Source organism: Cysteiniphilum litorale (assembly GCF_003428165.1).
Taxonomy (GTDB): Bacteria; Pseudomonadota; Gammaproteobacteria; order Francisellales; family Francisellaceae; genus Caedibacter; species Caedibacter litoralis.
Genome location: NZ_QLIQ01000003.1, coordinates 85773 through 104684 on the forward strand (window position 1 = coordinate 85773; position 18912 = coordinate 104684).

Annotated in this window: 13 protein-coding genes; all 13 read right to left on the reverse strand. The window is 35.6% G+C overall.

Annotation, left to right across the window (positions count from 1 at the left end; all coding sequences use genetic code 11):
- Position 1: 1 nt before the first annotated feature.
- Positions 2-1456, reverse strand: a complete 1455-nt coding sequence (gene iglH, locus DNJ75_RS02590; protein WP_117001614.1) for a type VI secretion system baseplate subunit TssF/IglH — start codon at positions 1454-1456, stop codon at positions 2-4.
- Between the two features lies 1 nt (position 1457).
- Complete coding sequence (gene tssK, locus DNJ75_RS02595) at positions 1458-2738, reverse strand: type VI secretion system baseplate subunit TssK (protein ID WP_117001615.1); 1281 nt, start codon at positions 2736-2738, stop codon at positions 1458-1460.
- Positions 2725-4287 carry a hypothetical protein gene (locus DNJ75_RS02600; protein ID WP_117001616.1) on the reverse strand — a complete coding sequence of 521 codons (1563 nt, stop codon included), beginning with the start codon at positions 4285-4287 and terminating at the stop codon, positions 2725-2727. The genes tssK and DNJ75_RS02600 overlap by 14 nt, the downstream gene beginning before the upstream one ends.
- A gap of 42 nt (positions 4288-4329) precedes the next feature.
- Entirely contained in the window at positions 4330-5979 is a 1650-nt protein-coding gene (locus DNJ75_RS02605) for a hypothetical protein (RefSeq protein WP_117001617.1), read from the reverse strand.
- Positions 5976-7466, reverse strand: coding sequence for a hypothetical protein (locus DNJ75_RS02610; protein WP_117001618.1), 1491 nt, complete (start codon positions 7464-7466; stop codon positions 5976-5978). Before DNJ75_RS02610 ends, DNJ75_RS02605 begins: the two co-directional genes overlap by 4 nt.
- A 10-nt stretch (positions 7467-7476) precedes the next feature.
- A complete protein-coding gene (locus DNJ75_RS02615) occupies positions 7477-8439 on the reverse strand; it encodes a hypothetical protein (protein ID WP_117001619.1) in 963 nt (320 codons plus the stop codon).
- Positions 8440-8459: 20 nt separating this feature from the next.
- Positions 8460-9566 (reverse strand): type VI secretion system protein IglI family protein, encoded by a 1107-nt coding sequence (locus tag DNJ75_RS02620; protein WP_117001620.1) that lies wholly within the window; start codon positions 9564-9566, stop codon positions 8460-8462.
- A gap of 159 nt (positions 9567-9725) precedes the next feature.
- Positions 9726-10178, reverse strand: a complete 453-nt coding sequence (locus DNJ75_RS02625; RefSeq protein ID WP_117001621.1) for a hypothetical protein — start codon at positions 10176-10178, stop codon at positions 9726-9728.
- A gap of 4 nt (positions 10179-10182) precedes the next feature.
- Positions 10183-12510: a PAAR-like protein gene (locus DNJ75_RS02630; RefSeq protein ID WP_117001622.1), complete on the reverse strand. Its 2328-nt coding sequence runs from the start codon at positions 12508-12510 to the stop codon at positions 10183-10185.
- Positions 12507-12959, reverse strand: coding sequence for a hypothetical protein (locus tag DNJ75_RS02635; RefSeq protein ID WP_117001623.1), 453 nt, complete (start codon positions 12957-12959; stop codon positions 12507-12509). Before DNJ75_RS02635 ends, DNJ75_RS02630 begins: the two co-directional genes overlap by 4 nt.
- 8 nt (positions 12960-12967) lie before the next feature.
- Positions 12968-16213, reverse strand: a complete 3246-nt coding sequence (locus DNJ75_RS02640; RefSeq protein WP_117001624.1) for a hypothetical protein — start codon at positions 16211-16213, stop codon at positions 12968-12970.
- 11 nt (positions 16214-16224) lie between these two features.
- A complete protein-coding gene (locus DNJ75_RS02645; RefSeq protein ID WP_150468984.1) occupies positions 16225-18105 on the reverse strand; it encodes a hypothetical protein in 1881 nt (626 codons plus the stop codon).
- Between the two features lies 1 nt (position 18106).
- On the reverse strand, positions 18107-18799 hold the full coding sequence (locus tag DNJ75_RS02650; protein ID WP_117001626.1) for a DotU family type IV/VI secretion system protein: 693 nt from the start codon (positions 18797-18799) through the stop codon (positions 18107-18109).
- Positions 18800-18912 lie beyond the last annotated feature (113 nt).

The following is an 18912-nucleotide window of genomic DNA, read 5'->3' on the forward strand; positions in this document are numbered from 1 at the left end:
ATCACCCTTGAAGTAACGGTTTAAATGCGCAAATAAACTGATGAAACAGCATCATTGTCTGCCTAAAAAGCACTGGAAACTGTATCTTTTTACTATAGCTATCAAGATTTTTGATTAACTCTAGCCATCCTAACTCACTCGGCAGTTTGCCAAGCTCAAGAACACAATATTCAATATAGACCGAAGCGTAAAAATGCTTTAACAATATCATGATCTCGGCAATCGTTATCGGTTTATCTATTAAACTTATCAACGCTTCTAATAATGCAATTTCCTTTTTAGTAAAAGCATTAAATTCAGTATGTTGCATCAATTCAATCGCTAATGCATTAGCATCAATACTTTGACTAATAATTAAGATATGCGGATAGTGTTTTAACTCAATCTCAATATCATCTGAGTAATTAACCAAAGCTTGCCAACGTGCTTGTTCATTAATACTTTCCTCGCCCATTGCTAAAATATATTCTCCTTTAAGTTTGAGAATATAATCTGAGCCATCGTTAAAATGCAGATCATAATAGCTTTGTAGCACAGGACTTCCCTCACTATCAAAGATATTGAGCACTTGATTAATGTAGCTGCTACGCTTTGTGGTTTGTGATAAAGGATAATCAACACGATTACAATCCACTGCAAAGCTTGGTAAATACTCATTATATTTGTTCTCCAATACAGCGATATTAGTATGTATTAATCTAGTTAACTGATTGATTGGTACTTGATCTAGCAACATACTGGCGTTGGGGAAATGTAAGCTAAATTGCTGACAGGATTTAGTATCTTCACCATCTTTAACCATAGAAATATTAAGCCGATTAAGCCACATTGGTCGTTCAAAACATATTCTTACTGCTTCATATTGATGCAAATTTGTAAATTCAGCATCATATACTTGTGCTATATAAGTTTGCTTTAATTCGGCAATTGATACATAAGGGTGATTCAAGCGCATAAACTCATTGATATTAGCAGCATGCGCTGAATACTTAAGATTCTCATCGATTTGTTGCAAATCAGTAATATCTAATGCTAAATACTTAGGAATATCAGCTAGATGCGGGCTTTTGAATACCAATACCAGCTCATTGCGTTCAATCGCCACTTTATCTAGCACAAAGCTATGAATCTCAATATCGCCTATTGGATGAAGTTGTATAGTTTTTTCCTTATGCTTTAAACTAAAACCATCCGTTTTATTAAGAGGTAGCGTTTCTTTCACCCCCATAGCTGGCATGATTTTTGTTAAAATACGCAATGGACGATGCTTGAAAAACCATGGATATGATGCAAGCAAACGCGCCTCTTGCTGTTGTTGCAACTGCTGACTAAAACTCTTGTGTAGCTTAGATTCCATATCGTCAAGCATTCCTGAGAGTGCTTTAACCAGCTCAAGCACATGCTCATCAAGCTCGCTGGATAAGCGCTTTATTTCATTATTTCTAGCTAACCCCATATTACATACTCGCCTGACTTGCTACATTTTGCTGTTTTTTAGCAAACTTTCTTGGAATATCGATATAGAGATAATAATCAGCCAAATTGTGATGCGGGCTATTGATAAAAACACTTAGTTTTTCTTCATTTATTGCAGTCTGCCAATCATGATCTGGCTCTAACTGATAAATCTCACAGTTGAGTTTATTAAAGCTTTGGTCAGCAATTTTTCCATGATATTTTTTAAGCTTTATTCCAGGCAGATACAACTGCATCATGCGCTTGATACTACTAGAGGGAGCAACAAAAATCTCCTCTGATTTGAAATAAGTGCTAGCATCCTGTTTACGAATGATTAAATAAATCGCCTCGGCATATTGTGTTTCAGCTGATAAACCACACTCATAAATCATTGCATAATCCGAGCGTGGTAACATTCGTGTATACGCATTGCCCGTAAGCTTTAAAGAGAACAGTCCTTGAATATGATCAATCAAAGTGCCAAAAGATACCGCAATATTATGTTTATCCAACAAAATAACACTTGGTTCTTCAGCGTTTTTAATGAGCCAACTATCAATATATAGCTGATAGAGGGTGTCATATAAGGCAGACAGCGTAACTTTCATTTGACCACTTTTGATCTTGGCAAGTAATGTTGCGAGTTGAAAAGTGAGTTTTTTAATCGTTAATAACTGTAAATAAATATGACTTTGCGACACCGGCAAATAACTTATCTCACTATTGATAAACTGTAATATTTCATCACATAATTCATTTAGCTTTTTAAGCAAAATTCGCTGCAAAAATTTATCAACAAAATACGTATTTGCTAAATAATTTGCTGTTAACTGCCATATACGCTGATCATTACGCTTAAGCTCAATTAACTTTATTGACAGCGCAGCATCTGGACATGCGAAAGTACCGAGCTCAGGCATCAGTTGCATCACCTGAAATGGTGCATCTTTTCCCAGTGTTTGTTCAATATGCTTAAAGTTAACATGCACTGCTAAATCTGACTCACTGTCATAGTGATTTAAATCCAGTAGATTCAGTCGATTGTGCATATCGCTATAATATTGAATATTACCTTCTGCATCAATAAAACTGATATGCGTTAATTTAAGCTTTGCTTCAGCCCAATACTGCTGATCAAAATCAATTGATACAATACACGGCACTGATTCAGCATATATCAAACTCAATGCTTCTGTACGGATGTTTTGTGCGATCTTATCCTGCTCAATAAATAACTCATCTGAAAGAATAAGACCATTATGCCATTTAATTTTCATCATACTCCCTTAACTTAAGTGTTGATGACCAAACATAGAAGTTGCCAAGTGCGTCACAAGCCACAATATCACCAAGTGGCGAAATAATAACTTTTAGCTTCCGACTACATTGCAGTTGGTATAGCTTTGTTAAAACAACATTTTCATTTTCATTTTTATTTTTATTAATCTTTAAAATCCCTAAGTTTTTATTGCCATATAGAATGACAATACGTCCATCAGGTAATAGTTTTAACATATCTACTCTATAATCACCTATGTCATATATTTGACGTCTTTTTGTGAATCGATTATTGACACCCTGAAAATGATTGTTTTCAGACCATAAAAATATCTTGCCATACTTATTACCGGCAATAATTGAGCCATCATGCAATTGACATATTGCTGTATAACCTACTAGTCCTTGGTCATCTGTACTATTAATCTCATCAAGATTGCTAAGATCAACAATAAATAAACTAGGTTCCTCTTCTGTAACAAAAGCTACACTTCCATTATTTAGACGTACAAACTCTACAATACTTGATGTTAATTGTTCTACTGAGATCGTCAATTTATCGTCGCGAAGAACGGTAATTCGATTGTCACATGTTTCGAGTAGTACGGTATTATTTGCTACCGGCAAAAAGATTGTGCATAAAGTATCATACTCAACTAAATTTATTATCTTAAAAGTATCATTTGCTTGATTTAACACAAAGATAATCTCTCCTAGGGTATTGGTTCCGATAATCGCTCGGTGATTACTCCACACACCTTCGACTATCTCACCAAGCCCTAGATTAAAGGGGTCATGAACATCTTCAGGATCAGACGTTAAAATTATGCTGTCCTGAAAGGTACACCTACTATCCTTTAACAACCAAAAATCAATCTTATTTGAATTACTTGTCATCAACTGACCATTAGCACAAATTGCAAGACTTTCAAAAGATCTATATTCTCTTGTTACTTGTGGATGATCACTATAAATGTGAGTTAAATCTTTATTCAACATTATATGAGGCAAAGCTCGGTATGTTGCTTGACATGACAGTTTGAATTCCAACCAATCATCTGTAGTCAAATAATCTATCAATATCCGTAAAAAGCTTGGATGCATACTAATACCCTTTAGCTGAATTTGTTGAAAATTCATTCTAGATATTGATGCGTTTTGTAAAAGTTGATTATCATAACATCCAATACTTTTTACCATCGGTCGACTTAGATAATAACGCACTATCAAGGTTTTAATTTTACCATGAATATCATTAAGACTATTGGATGAGCTTAACCACTCTGGCTTATACCATGGATATTGAAGCGTGTTATCATTTGCATGGACACGCAACCAGTCTATCAATTCTAGCAACTGCACAAAATGATCTGGTTGATCGAAATTATCACGAAGGCTAGCCAGCGAAATTCTAAGTTCTAAAGCATGTTTCTCCTTAGCTTTATAGTACTCTTTATCTAGAAATTTAAACGATGGCTGATAAGCTTCAAGCATTCTCACCAATGCCTCAAGCATGTTTGCCCAATAAACATCAAACTCATTATCTGTCATATTTATACTCTTACGCCTCGATATTTAAACCATTTTTTACATTTAGTCAGCATGATAAGAGTCTATACTTTCACTAAATAAAACTTTCCATACTCTAATAAAAGCTGTAGGAAAATTACTATCTTCCTCATCACTATCTTGATCATATGCCATTTCTGAATACTTACGAAATCCGCTAATCACAATATAGCCAGATGAAGTTATTGCTATAGAAACCCTACTACATATGGATTTTTCCTCATAATAGTGCTTTTGAAGCAAAGGCTTTTGGCGATTTGAAAAGTTTAAAATATTCAAACAATTACCATCCTCATAGCACCAAGCAACACAGCTAGGTGTTATCCAATCAATACTGATCTGTACATTTTTTGTTGGAGGATTGATTTTATAGATACAGCTGCAAGTATATTTATTACTACGCTCGCGACACCACAAATCAACACTACCTTGACTGGTTATGGCAATCAAATCACCACTATCTGATGCAGTAACAACAATATAGTATTGTTGAGGAGCCCCTATTGGATATAGCCCGATACGCTCTTTTGGCTTTTCTAGATTATAAACCGATATACAGCGCTTATTTCGATCAACAATAGCAAATGTATGTTCATTAATACGCGTAATATATGGATAAAGTCTGGCTATATTTATTTCCAAGACACTAAACTCGCCTTCCTTCCATAATCCAATACGTCCCCTATCTAGAATCATCAAAACACAGCGATCTGCCATAGGCAAAATATCACAAACGAATTGATTCTGTAGAGCACATAATAACTTAATATCTGATTTTTGCTCTCGCGGATCTATGCTAACAAGATAAGAAAACCCTAGATCATTATCAATGCTCAACAAGGCAATCAGCCTAATCTCCCCATCAACTACACCTTGCTTTATATGTGAAATACGAGCTTTATCTAAAATTTTTTTCTCCAAAAAAATCTCTCTACACGAGCCTATGTTAGATAAGTTCTCAGAATAAGGTCTGTAATTACATATATTAGAGTTCTTATCTCCTATACCTACGACATAGTTTAGATATATGGCAATCTCATGTTCAGGAATGAATTCTCGATACGAGTGACTTACATGTATTTTAGTATTTTTCACCATTGGTATGTAAGGAATTGACTCAAAATAGCTCTTTCTATTTAAATGACGTAGATTTTGATAATCTTCCAAGTTCATATATGGAAGTAAATACTCACGCACTATATTAGCATCACCACTAATCTTACCTAGCTCTAATCTATTAATTGGTATCGTTTTGCAATAATCTTGATAGCTATAGATAGTGTTACTTGAAGCGTTACTTGAGAAGTTCCTTATAATTAAAAACTTTAGTGAAACATATTCTTCACTCATACGCTTTTTAATCGTGCGAGCATTATCCTTCAAATGTGCATACCCAGTAGTAACCCTGTCTATAAAGTAATAAGGATAGACATGCAATAGTTCTATCATTTGCTTAACCTCTGGATAACCCCAAAAATTTTTATCCTTACTCTTAATGGCATTTAAACAAGTAATAATTTCTCCAGACCTTGATAAATCATCCGCAATTGAACCAGATTTATCTTTCAAGTTTATGTTATCGAATATGCTCTTAAGATCATTGTGTAAGGTAGTCAGACAAGACACAAGATCACTAAAGCTTTCATAAAAAAAAGTAAATGCATATTGATTCATATAGCTCCCCCATGCTTTAGGGATAATAACCATACTTTAAATACGCCATCATTAGTACATACGATAATATCACCAACCGGAGAAACAATAAGCTCAAAACAGTCACTACAAAGATACATCCAGTCATCTTTATTGCTGAGTGACAAAATTTTGATTTTTGTCCACGCGTACTGAGCTACAATTCTGCCATTAGGTAGTTCAATTATTTTCCTCACATGTGATTCTACGCTTTGTATCTTATCAACCCTATCCTCTTTATTCGATGATGGTTTCCACAAACTTATCGTCCCCTTATCGCTGCCAATGACTATATTGCCATTTCTTAACACACAAATTGCAGTAGGGTACTCCTGATCTTCTATATAACCTATTGAGATAGGATTATTAAGATCATCAAGTCTGCAAAGATATAAATTAGCATCATCAAGAAGACTAAATACTATTCTTTCAACATCTAGTCGCGCAATCTCCATAATCATACTATTAAGCGGCTCACCAAGCCGCATCTCTTTCTGATTATTAATTATAGTGACAACACCAACCTGATGAGTATTGGTTGTTACAACGAGCATATTGTTTGTAATGGGTAAAAATGCATCATACGATAAATCATTTGTCAATCTACCAATTATTATGACTCTCCCATTTTGCTCCAAACTGAAAATTTTAGATCGCCCATTTGTATTGCCAATCATAATAAATCGATCACCCCAAACAGCCTGTTTCATATGTTGAACACTGGTAACTTCAGGAATTTCTATTGTCTTTTCTAAAGAAATATATCCTTTCCTGCTTAATGAAAAAATAAAGATTTTATTCCAGTGGTGCCCTATAAACTTGCCATCATGGCGCATGCTAAATCCATGTGCAACAGGAACAAACCTATTAGCAAAATAACACGAATATCTGTGAGTTGCAAAAAAACCAATATATTTATCTTTAACACTTAGTAAATAAGGTAATTTATAAAAAGTTCCTTTGCATAATTTTCTAAATTCACCATAATTATTGATTGTAAAATAACTAATTAATACCCTTATTGCACCAGCATGCATAGTCGCTTTGCTAAAAACCATAGTGTCTGATGTCGATAGAAATGCTCTATTCAAAGCTATTTGCAAACTATCATTATTTAGCATTAATTCGCGAGAAATATACGGAATGATTACATGCTTAATTTCATTGTGCAATTTATTGAGATTACTAGAATATCCCAAGTAATTAGCAATAGTATTTGAATTTGCTAATGCCTCATTATTTATGTTGACTCGTAAAAAATCCACCAGCTCTAATAAATGACTAATGCTATACTCGCCATCCCTATCACCCTTGACATTATTAAGCTTATCTTTTAAGGCAAGAGCATATGACATTTTACATTGATACAGATTTTCACTTCGTTTGCTGCTTGGTTTATATTCCATAAGCATTTTTATAAATTGCTCAAGCATATAGGTGAACCACATATTAAATTCATAGTCTGTCATATCTAATCCCTTATTTTTTAAATGCTGTGAATGAGCTTTTAGATCTCTTTTGATCTGATATTCTTCTTTCTCTTGCGTATTTATAAGGATCCTGCAGTGCCAAATATTGAGGATTTAAAATAACAACAAAAAATGGCTTATATACATTTTGCCCAAGTTTTAAAACGGTGCATTCGCTAAATGCATATTCCTGGTTAACTGCATAGGCTCGAAAAACATTATTGCTCAAATTAAATGAACTCACTGCCTGCAAACAACAGTTTACTGCATTATTATATTTCTCTGAGCTTTTCCGGTTGTCAAGTCTACTGCCTGAAATAATAGCGCATGAATAGTTGTTAAGAGGGTTAAGTTTATTAGCAATATCACTTAAAAACGTTAGGATTGGTTGCATTCCTCTCGTTCCCAACCCACCACAGGTCTCATTAGTATCGTTGTTGTAATATGACACACATGAGCATAGGACGCCACGCGCCAAGATAAGGTCATTACCTGCCATTAAATCTTTCTGTATTTCTTGATTATCAACTGTTCTATATTCTCGACGAATATTAAACATTTTTTGCGGCAAATGTGAAGACATCATATGATTTATATACAATTCATTCACTAATTTACAATCTTCTTTGGCATCATCTTGTGGATCAACAAATCGTTTCTGTAAGGGTATCACATATTTTTCATACCTTTCATTCACTAATTTAAAATATTCTTTAGCATCCTCTTGTGGATTAATAAATCTCTCCCAAGAACATTGAGTTATCCTATATGAATAATATTTATCTAGTAATTGTTCAAGTTCAACCGCTATTGATTGATCTAAACCTGGTATTTTCTTTAACTCTTGATTCACATGACAGGTATCAGATAAGCAGCAAATATTCTGGTAATCATTATTTATACAAACTTCATTAACCATGTGCTTATGATTTTTCAGGTCATATATCAATGCATAAGGGTTTATAAAACGCATTATTTATTTTCCTTTTATTACTAGCGATAGCGACTAAGACTATTTTCAGATTCAAAATTATCATACTGATCAAAGCTATGCTGATCACTATCTGCTAACTTATGCTGCATATCATGCTCCCCATCAAAACGATTGTTATTTTGTGTAGAAATCTCTCGTTTTTGTATCTTCTCAAGCTTATATTGATCAAACTTATGCGGAATAAGTCTTAATCGCGTATTCAATACCTGCCATTGCGTACTATCTCGATATTGATCAATGCAATCACTAATCTCCTGCAATTTCTCACCATCAAGATGCTCATACAATGTAACAAAGCATTCAGGGAAGTATTCCATCGGATCAAACTGCTCAAGCTTTTGTTGTAAATCGGCATAGACAACGGCAGATTCTAATATCTTTTCATTTTTAAGTAACTTGACCAATAAACTAATGCGTTCAGTCAGTTGATACCATTTACTATTGACCTTTCCATGTACATCAAATGGCAAGCCTTGCAGCTGATTGGTTAAGGCATCCTTTACGGTTTCTTCCGTGGCTTCAGATTCTATAACTAACGAACGGCTAATCTCGTCCTTCATTAGCATTGCTACCGCCTTTTCTTTCTCTGCAATCACTTTGATCTTTGCCACTTTATCCAAGCATTGACTCAAATCTTCGTTTATCTTAGTTTTGAGTGTTTCAGGCAATCGCGCATGAAACATCTGCGCATGTTCACTAAGCACTGTAACTAACTGTGCTTTTTCATTTTCTAATAGTTTTTTTATCTCTCGAGTAACAAGTTCCTTAAGTTGGCTATAAAACCATCTTAATGACGCAAATAATTGTTTTGAAAATAGTGCATTGTCATTGCCTGCCAAATGTTCATTTTCCCCAAAATATTCACCATAGGTTTTAATCACTTCAAGCACTGTGGTTATATTTTTTTTTGCAGTGTCTATCTCACTATAAAATAGATAAAACCAAAGCATGGGGTCAAGTATGCGCTCTGATTCAAAACACTCCATACAAAAATGCGCAAGTGCTTCATACTCTCCTGCTTCAACCATTGCTGATGCTCGTGATTTTAATAAAACATCGACACTACCACTTTCAAATTCAATAGATTTTAATTGATCAATTAACATAATCATCTTCCTTTTTTATCACACTAAGTACCTAAACAATAGTTTTTTGGTAATAATGGATATTCGGGTCAAGCCCGAATATGACGATGCGTGGTCATTCTCGGACTTGATCCGAGAATCCAAAAAATACCTGATAATATTTGCATAGGCAATTATGTTCTATTTGTTCTCAATAAAATTTGCATCAACAATATATTTATTGGTTGAGATTTCACAATCATCTTTGGTTTTGATCTGAATACCATTATCGTCTAGAATAATATGACTCTTATTATTGATGTTTATCACAAAAGATTTCTTATCTAAAATTACGCGATTATCACCAACTGCAAACTCAATTTCATCTGCTTTGATCTTAAAATTTTCTAACTCTAGCACCCCTTTACCTGTTTGATCCAGACTAAATGAATAGATTTTCTTATCATTCGTGATGGTTTGACTAATGCCCTTAGTCGCCTCGTGTGCAATGCTTGCTGCCTTATGTGTTATTTTATCCTTTTTAAGATCATAATAGCTGCCTACAGCAGCGCTCTTGTCGCCATTTTGGAATAGCTCAATCATAATCTCATCGGCACTTTGATTAATTTTGCTCTTAGCTTTATTTTGACTCACGCTATTAACCCTTTATTTTTGAAGTTGACTGATTAGCATCAATAATTTCCAACTCAACTCCCTCACAAGAGGAACAACTAAGCTTACTATTGGCTGTCACGACTTCTTGATCATAGACAGTCACTCGATTACTGGTTGCATTAAATGGTGCAAATAATGCGGGGCACAAAGTAGGCGAGATACCATTGCTTTCTGCTACCCTTTGCGGATGCAAACAAGAAATACTAGGCAATATGTTTACCACAGGTTTTTGATCTTGTTGTGTCACCACGGTTTTAGTCACACCATAATCTACACCATTAGGCAATTTGATTAATGTAATTGGCTGCAATGAATAAGGACATTTCAGTATGGCGCCATTTGCTACACCATGCGCTGCCTCCTCACCCGCTGCCTCTTGCAACAATGTTGATTGATCTAGGCAAGCAAGGCTTCCGGCAAGCGCCATACTCATGTCTATATTACTAACATTTAAGTTAGTTAAACTGCTATTTAATGCTTGAGATAAAAGTCCATGTAAGCTTTGTAGTTGCATTTGCGGCATATCTGGTGTCGTTGGCATCTGCCAGCTAGGAATGCTGGATGACATCGGTGTCAATGATGGTAATTCAGTGGTAACGCCTAAGGGCAGCTGATTGCTAAACGCATTAAAAGACTGCATGCAGTCTTGCATATAACCTAAGCCCACTTGCTGACAATCTTTCACTTTATTCCAAAAATCAAGCATATTTTGGTAAAGCGATTTTAACGCTCCTAACATATCTGGAGAATTCAAACCAACTGTTGGTAGCTGAGGGATATCTAAGTCATATTGATAATTTAAATCAAATAAATCCAGATTGTAATTAATCATCGGTAAATCAGTAAATGCAAACATTACTGGCGGTAGCGTAATACCACAAACCGCACTATCAATTGATTGTGCCAAATTCATGATATCATCATTAGATAAGCTGCCAGTCATCGCAGATGTACTGGGACTCTGCAATGTTGTCATTTGTGGCATTTGTGGCGTATTCAAACTCGATATTGTTGTTACATTATTTAAACCAGAGCCCAATACTGCACTTGAATCATCTAAATGTGTTGACAACATATTAGGCAAGCCTTGAGCCTGTGCATTAAGCGTATCTAGTTGACTGCTTCTATTAACTCCACTGGCTTGCAACTGTGTCGTTGCCTGATTTAATGCCTCTTGAGTCTGATCTAAATTCATCTGCACCTTGTATTTATTTAAATCCTGACAGCAATTGATCTGGGCACATACCTTACTCATTGCTGCTGATGCTTTAGTAATAGATGTTGCTACCCCACTAAAATCAGCACTGTTTGCCAGTGGTAAGCTAAGGTTACTATTGCTGTAAATATGACAAGGTAGCGTTGTTTTTGAAGGTTTACTTGCCATGTTTAGCGAATTTTGCTTTGCTTTATCAAGTGCTGATATAAGTGCTGAGTTACCACTAAAACTCGCTATATTACGTAACCCTACAATCGTTTTACAATATAATACTTGCTGCTCATTTGATATCTCTTGATGACTTTGATTGGCTTTCTGATCATGCCCATTAGCCATCTCTTGCTGATTATTTACGCCCTGTGTGTTTGTCTTAGTGTGTGCATCTGTATTTTCACTTTTTTGTAATGGTAAATCAGATTTTTCACCCGTGTTATGTATACGATCTAATGAGCGCATATTCTGTCTTAAGCTAGCAACTTGTTGTGTATACTGCCCCTTATGTTCAGCTTGAAGCAAGCTACTGACTGACTGATCAGAATCACTATGAATAGCACGAATTTTAGCAAGATAATCGCTCTCAAACTTGTTGGCATCTTTTGGGTTCACTTGCCCTCTTTCTTGCAAAAACTGCTGACAAAGCCCATGGAGTGATGTGCTATTTTGCATCATTTTTTGTATCGATGGCGCAACTTCGGGCGCCTTTGCAAACCCACCAATTAATAAAATATACTGACTCAACCCTTGCTGCATTTTTTGAGCATGAAATGCCACAGGCATTCGCTGCGCCAATGCGTGCAATTTACTTGATTGCTTAATAGACTCTTGCACAGAATTTTGACGTTCTTTAGGAGGCATCTGCAATAGCTTATGTTTATACTCAGCTGAAAATACCTGACTATCTGGACAATGATAAAGTTTGCCACTATCAAGCGCCTCAGTTAATTTCTGACCATGAAATAGATATTGATATAGTGGCATATCAAATGCAGTTGTTGACTTAGCAAATGGCAACTCATCAAAAGTACTGCTTTGCGCGCACAATTGTTTAAATTTTGCCAAGTCAACCATGTGAATACCTGGGATAGCCTCAATCACTTTTGCAGCTCCACGGCATTATTTTCAACGTCAAGCATTGCTTTCTTTGTATCAGCAGGCAGTAAAAAAGACCATGTTGCTGACGCATCACCATCTTGATCGACTAAAAAATAAACGCCAATATATTTTGCTGTTGCAGGATACTCGATATCTACGCTATCCGCTGTATTAGGATAAAGCTGATAACTCTTATAAGTTTGCGCAATCATTTTCTGATAAACGCTCTCCTTGGTCTGTGCCATATAATTCTCAAGTGTTTCATTTGGGTTCACGACCATATAAAAGCTCTGAGCGTTATTTGCTCCTTGATCAGCATTTATTTTAAGCGGCTTGACCAGTGCAGCATTTTGAAAAAATGCACATCCTGATAAATTTATTGCCATCAGTGAAACAACAACTGCCAACACATGGAAATATTTTATTTTTTTGACTTTTTTTATCAATTTCATCATTACTCCTAGACATGATACTGTGAAAGCAAGCTATTAACTTCCACACTTAACCCCACTTGCACATGTGCATGAGGAATATTGACTTGCCAAACCCCGCTTTGTGCGTTTTGGACATAATCCAATAATAAGGCAAACAGATTATCATAGGTATGCTCATATTTAACCGTCTGCCCATCTGTTAGAATCACACCAATTTGAAAACGAACAGGTTTCCACCACTGTACTACCGTATCAATCCAACCAATATCAGCATTAACACCATAGTTATACACATCATTTAATGCTACAAATGAGAACTTCACCTTGCCTCCTGAAGCAATATCATCAGGGTGATCGCCAAGCTTTAGATTAAGGTGAAGTGGCTGATAATTGCCTTTTTGCCATAATAATGCAATGACGCTCTGCAGTTGATTGGTGGCTGACAACTGCTGTTTACTTAAAACACATACTGAATCATTACTGTTATCACAATTAAATTGCCCATCTTTTGCTGCCATAATCTCACTTAAGGCTTTAATATACTGCTGATAATTACTTGATGGATTAATCAAAAGGTTATATAGCTGTGCAGTGCTAATGACTGAGCTTGCATGTATTGCAAACGGAAAACTGTTTTGTAAGCTTAAGAGATCATTACTAACAAAGTCCTGCCATTGATCTGCCAACATTTGCTTTAATGTAAGTAAGCCGGTATTTAATGTAACATTAACGGGTAACGATAATTTCTGGCGCGTGCTCTCATCAAGATTCGCCTTAACAAGTGTATTCTCAAGCAAAACTCTATATGATCCAGGTCGACTATGAACAATATCCTCTGCAATCTTAACGATACTTTGATCATTACTACTAATATCCTGACGCATCGCATTAATCACACCTAGATATGCCTGTAACTGCCCCACATTGCCAATAAATTGATTAAGACCACTAAAGTTTGATTTAATTAACTGTAATTGCGGCAAATTCTTTGTATCAATAGCATTAGTATTTTCGCTAAAGAACTCACTAATCAACTGCCAATACTGCATGTTATCTACTTGATTAAGATATATTTTCAACCCCCCAAGCGTTGCTAATGCGGAATCAGGTGATAGTAGTGTCTGTAATGTATGGTTATAGACGTTCTGATACGCAGTAATATAGTGTGCCATCACCTCATTTTGCCATGAGGTAAACACACTCATATTCGCAATATCTTTAAGCTTAGTCACCGCTGCCGTATACTCTGAGTTTAAATTTGTTACATAATTATCAACACCGACCTTAGTATAAATCACAGGAATTTTTATCCCTTCAAATGTAATATCTCCAAGGTGATCATCTTTAGCTACTACTGCATAACTATTTGCCTGTGCTAGCATGCTCGAGAGTGTATTTAGCTTTGCTTTAATAATACTCATCCCGATTGTATGGTCGCTTTGATCCCCTGTATTCAACAAAACTTCAGCAACTTTTTCGGTTGACAATAGGCTTTGAGTAATACTCTCTAAAGAGATCTCGTCTGGCGTTGCAAACACATCACTAAAATCACCTGATTTAAAGAGCTTCTCCAATGAACTTTGATACTCAGAAAATGCCAGCTGCTTTTTATGATCAAAACTAATACCTGTAATTTCTTCAATCGCTTGAGCTGTTTTGCCATCTGAGTGTACTAATTTGGCAATTAGATTTTCTTTTTCTATCGGCAAAAACTCTTTGGCAATGTAAGACTTCCAATCATTTAAACTCACTGCATGTGCATGTATTAGATAATTAAAATATACCGTATTTGTAGATGTGGCTTCATCATGCTCTGTGTTTTGTGTCAATAAATTGGCTAAAATTCCACGCTCTGATGCATTGAGCTTGACGGGGTATAACGCCAACGTTTTTAAGACGCTTTTATCTACTTTTATCATAGATGAGAAAAGATCAAGATTATCAACAATAAGCTTACGTGACACGCCATCATCGCTATTAAAGAAGTAGTACAACAGCACAATATTTTTAAATGAAGTTTGCGCCTTAATACTCTCTAGCACTTGGTCAAGATAATATCTGGAACTAACTTCACTTAAGCCAACCATCTCATAACGCTCTGGCAACAAGAACTCCAATGCCTCTGTATTTTGCGCCATGTACGCTTGATAGCGCGCCCCTATTTGCGCTATTGTTAAATCAGGATCAGAACTTATTTCAGCAGAAAATTGTTTAAGGTTTGTCTGATATGAAACAGCTACGGCAATAGCAGCCCCAGATATAGCAAAGCCAACAAGACCTAAGGATAATCCAGCCAATACCTTTTTTGAATATTCACTATTTAGCTGTGATTTTTCTAAATTCAATATAAAAATATGTTGATCCAGAGATGCTCTATAATGTGCCAGATAAAAAATTGATACAATATCATCTCGTTGGCGTACGTTATTAGTAATCTGTGAACAAAAACCTGCAACATCTGCTAGACTCATCTCTACTTGTGACAAGTAAATGATAATATCATTGAGTTTTTGATAACTATTATCCGTGGCACGCGATAAAATATTGCTATCTTTAGCCAGTGGCTCAAGTATTTGTTTTTTAAGACTACTATGGACAAGCTCAGCAGAATCTATCAGTAGTGTGTCTAATGGGTGAGCGCCTGATTTTAAAGATAGCTCCATATAATCTGAAAAATGACTTACTGACTTGGTGCTTAAAGAATAAGTTACTGCATGACTCCCTATTACCGTCAAGATAGAGGATAGCAACGACGCCATTTTTTGACTGATATTCTCTTTAGCAAAGTGAATGACTACTACTGGTGGCTTTTGATATTTCCTATGCATATAACGCCAGAACTGACCAAGCTCATTGATATTACAACGATCAATATCCAATAATTCATGCACAAAAAATTGCTCAGCTATGCTATAGCGATAAGCACCATCCGCTGATAACTCTTGAACACCTGAAATTAGCGTACCTAAGCCTGTCTCTGCTTCGACAAAATCATCTTGACATAGATTAATCACTACATAAGGCTGTTGACTAATATGTTTAATTGCATTTATTCCTGATGCATTCGCCGAAAATGATTTATAAAAACGGTAATATGCATTATTGACTAAAATACTACTAAGACGGGCACGCCATGCGTTACTAATATAGCGCCAGATATACTTAAATATAAATGGCTTCTTTTTGATTAGATAAATAAATACAGCAAGCACAATCGCTAAGATTATAAAATGAACTGCATATGCTTTGATAAATTGAAGGATATAGTGCATGTTTTCTCTCACTATGACTGAACGATAAAACTTAAATTTGACTGATAAACACTGATAATACTTTCTGTTTGCTCATCACGATGACTAATTTCCAGATAGTCATTCTCTTTTGCATCATGACATAAGACATGGTAGTTATTTTTTTGACCAAGGTTAAGACCTGACACAGAATCATCAAACACACGGGGATTGACTTGTGAACGCTTGACATGCTCAATTTCAAGATGTTCTGAATAACAGCATAATTGTACATAAGCACCATTGCGATGCGGTAAATAAGCTTGATCAAAATGACTATGCAAATGTATTGACACAGGGAAAAGATTTTTACAGCCCTCTGCAACCAATGATTTATTACAAATTTCGACGTGATAGGAGGGGGTATCTTGTGTAACTGGAGACAACTGATAATAATCGTCTTTAGAGCTTGCTGCGTCTAAATAGGATGCTCCTTTTTCGTCAACTCCTTGATATAACGCTAAAGCATGTGTGTTTTTTGACGAATCACTTTGTGCAACAACCCTCGCGTCAACACGATAATATTGCTGAGGCTTATAGTTATAGTCATAACAATAGCTCACAGGTGCATCAGCATCTGTAAGCATCATTTCCGTTATACTATCAAAGCGTGGCATATGCTTTTTATCAATTTCCCACTGCAATGGATCATGATCATCATATCTAGGTACTCTTTGCTCGGGAGTTTGTAACTTTAGGCTGATTTTAGTTGTAGAAACCACGGCTCTTTTAAATGAACTTGGCTTCACTTTGTCAAATACTTTACCTGATAAATCAAGCTCGGTATTGGGTAATGCTGATAATCTCGTCGGCAAACCATGTAAGCTTATTTTCATCTGCTGAGTGACAGCCTGAGCCTTATAGTCTTGTGACTCGATAAACTGCTGCGTTGCCGTTGAGGCTTGCTCAATACTTGAGTGATATAAATTAACACGCACAGCTTCTTTTATTTGCAAGCGATTACTTGCTTGCGCTGTTTGCTTAAGAGGTAATACAAAATGCGTGTTAAGCATTGTCATTTCTCCTTGCAACTGTCTTATATTATCTATCACGACATTTTGCATTCGTACGAGATCATATTTTTCTAACTGAAAAGCTTTCTGTGTATGATTTTGACTATATTCAGCAAAACCTGATTCCACATAATATTTTTTTGTTTGGTAGTCAAATAATATGACGCCGCCATACAGATCAATAACTTCCAAAAGATAATCATAAAAATAGCGCTGATAACAGTTAACATTAATCACATCTTTTATAACGTTTAATGCCTTCCACTGATCTGAAAACTCAATGTTTATTGTTGATGCCATCGGCGATAATATACGCTTTAACACATCAACATAGCTCATACGTTGATACAGGCAGATGGGTGCAATACATTGCGCATAAGCAGTTAATGGATCATAAAAGCTAAGCTCTAAAGTTTGTCGCGATGTGTTAAGTTCAATTTCTTGATTAACCTCATGAAAAGATAGATCTGTCAATGTATGTTTTATTGCACCTTGCTCAGCACCGCCAAAATTATACGCAGTCAAATCAATCTGTGTTTGTTCATAGCTAAGATCATCATCATTTTCACAGTGCCTTAAATCCTTAGCAATAAGCTTTAAGTCAATAATAAAACCTGCACCATCGTGTAGAAACTTGAGTTTATCATTGAATATGTTTAAGGCAGATAACGACAGTTTTAAACTGCCTTTATAGCCATGTGCATGCAAACTTAAGTCAATCCAGTCAATGTAGTTGACATTAATTTTAATCTGATTATCAATGTCCTTTTGACCTTTTTTTGTCAGAGGTGCAATCGATAAGTAGACTTCATTGAACTGCGGCGATGTCTCATCGATGTTATTGCGCGTTTTATCTGCCATATCAACACCACCAGAGATATCCATAGGTAGTGAGCAAAGTCAACAACGACGCACCTAAAAAGCCATATGCAAAGCGATAGTTCAAATGCTTGAGAATGTGCATATACCTTAGCCTTCCCGATATACCTTGCTCACGCAAAGGATTATCTTGCAGTTTGTCTTGTAACTTAAGATAACTATTGGTCTTACGCGAAATACAACTATCATTCAGATATTTACTTAATTTATCGATATAAAATTTAGTGCCATGCTGATTAGTGAGATAATATTTTCCTTTAAACCCTGCTTTTAATAAGAGTATCATCGATAATACAATAAATTCTGGTACTTTCTTTGCACCACTTAAAACATCATCAATCATGCTAAAGAAATAAACCCCACCATCAACACGCTGATAATAGTGATTTTGAAGACTATGCCATTTATGTGAATCCAGTAATTTTTCTAGATTCACATTAATTTGTTCATCACAATAACACGCCAAAGGAAATATGACATAAAACTCAACGTCATCCTGATAAGTTTCCGCCACCAATCTCCTTAGATGCGATATCGCTTCAACCATTTCATCGCGCACTTGTGAAAGTTTAGTAATAATCAACTCTGGTTGCAGTTGATTTTTAAACTCCTGTTGAAGTTCATCTAACTTACGCATAACGTCAAGCCATAAACTCCAATAGTTTAGATGATTCATTTAATACTCCTTTAAATGCTAAGTGCTTATGCAAATATTATCGGGTGTTTTTTGGATCTTCGGATAAAGTTCGAGAATGACAACGCATCGTCAGATTCGGGCTTGACCCGAAT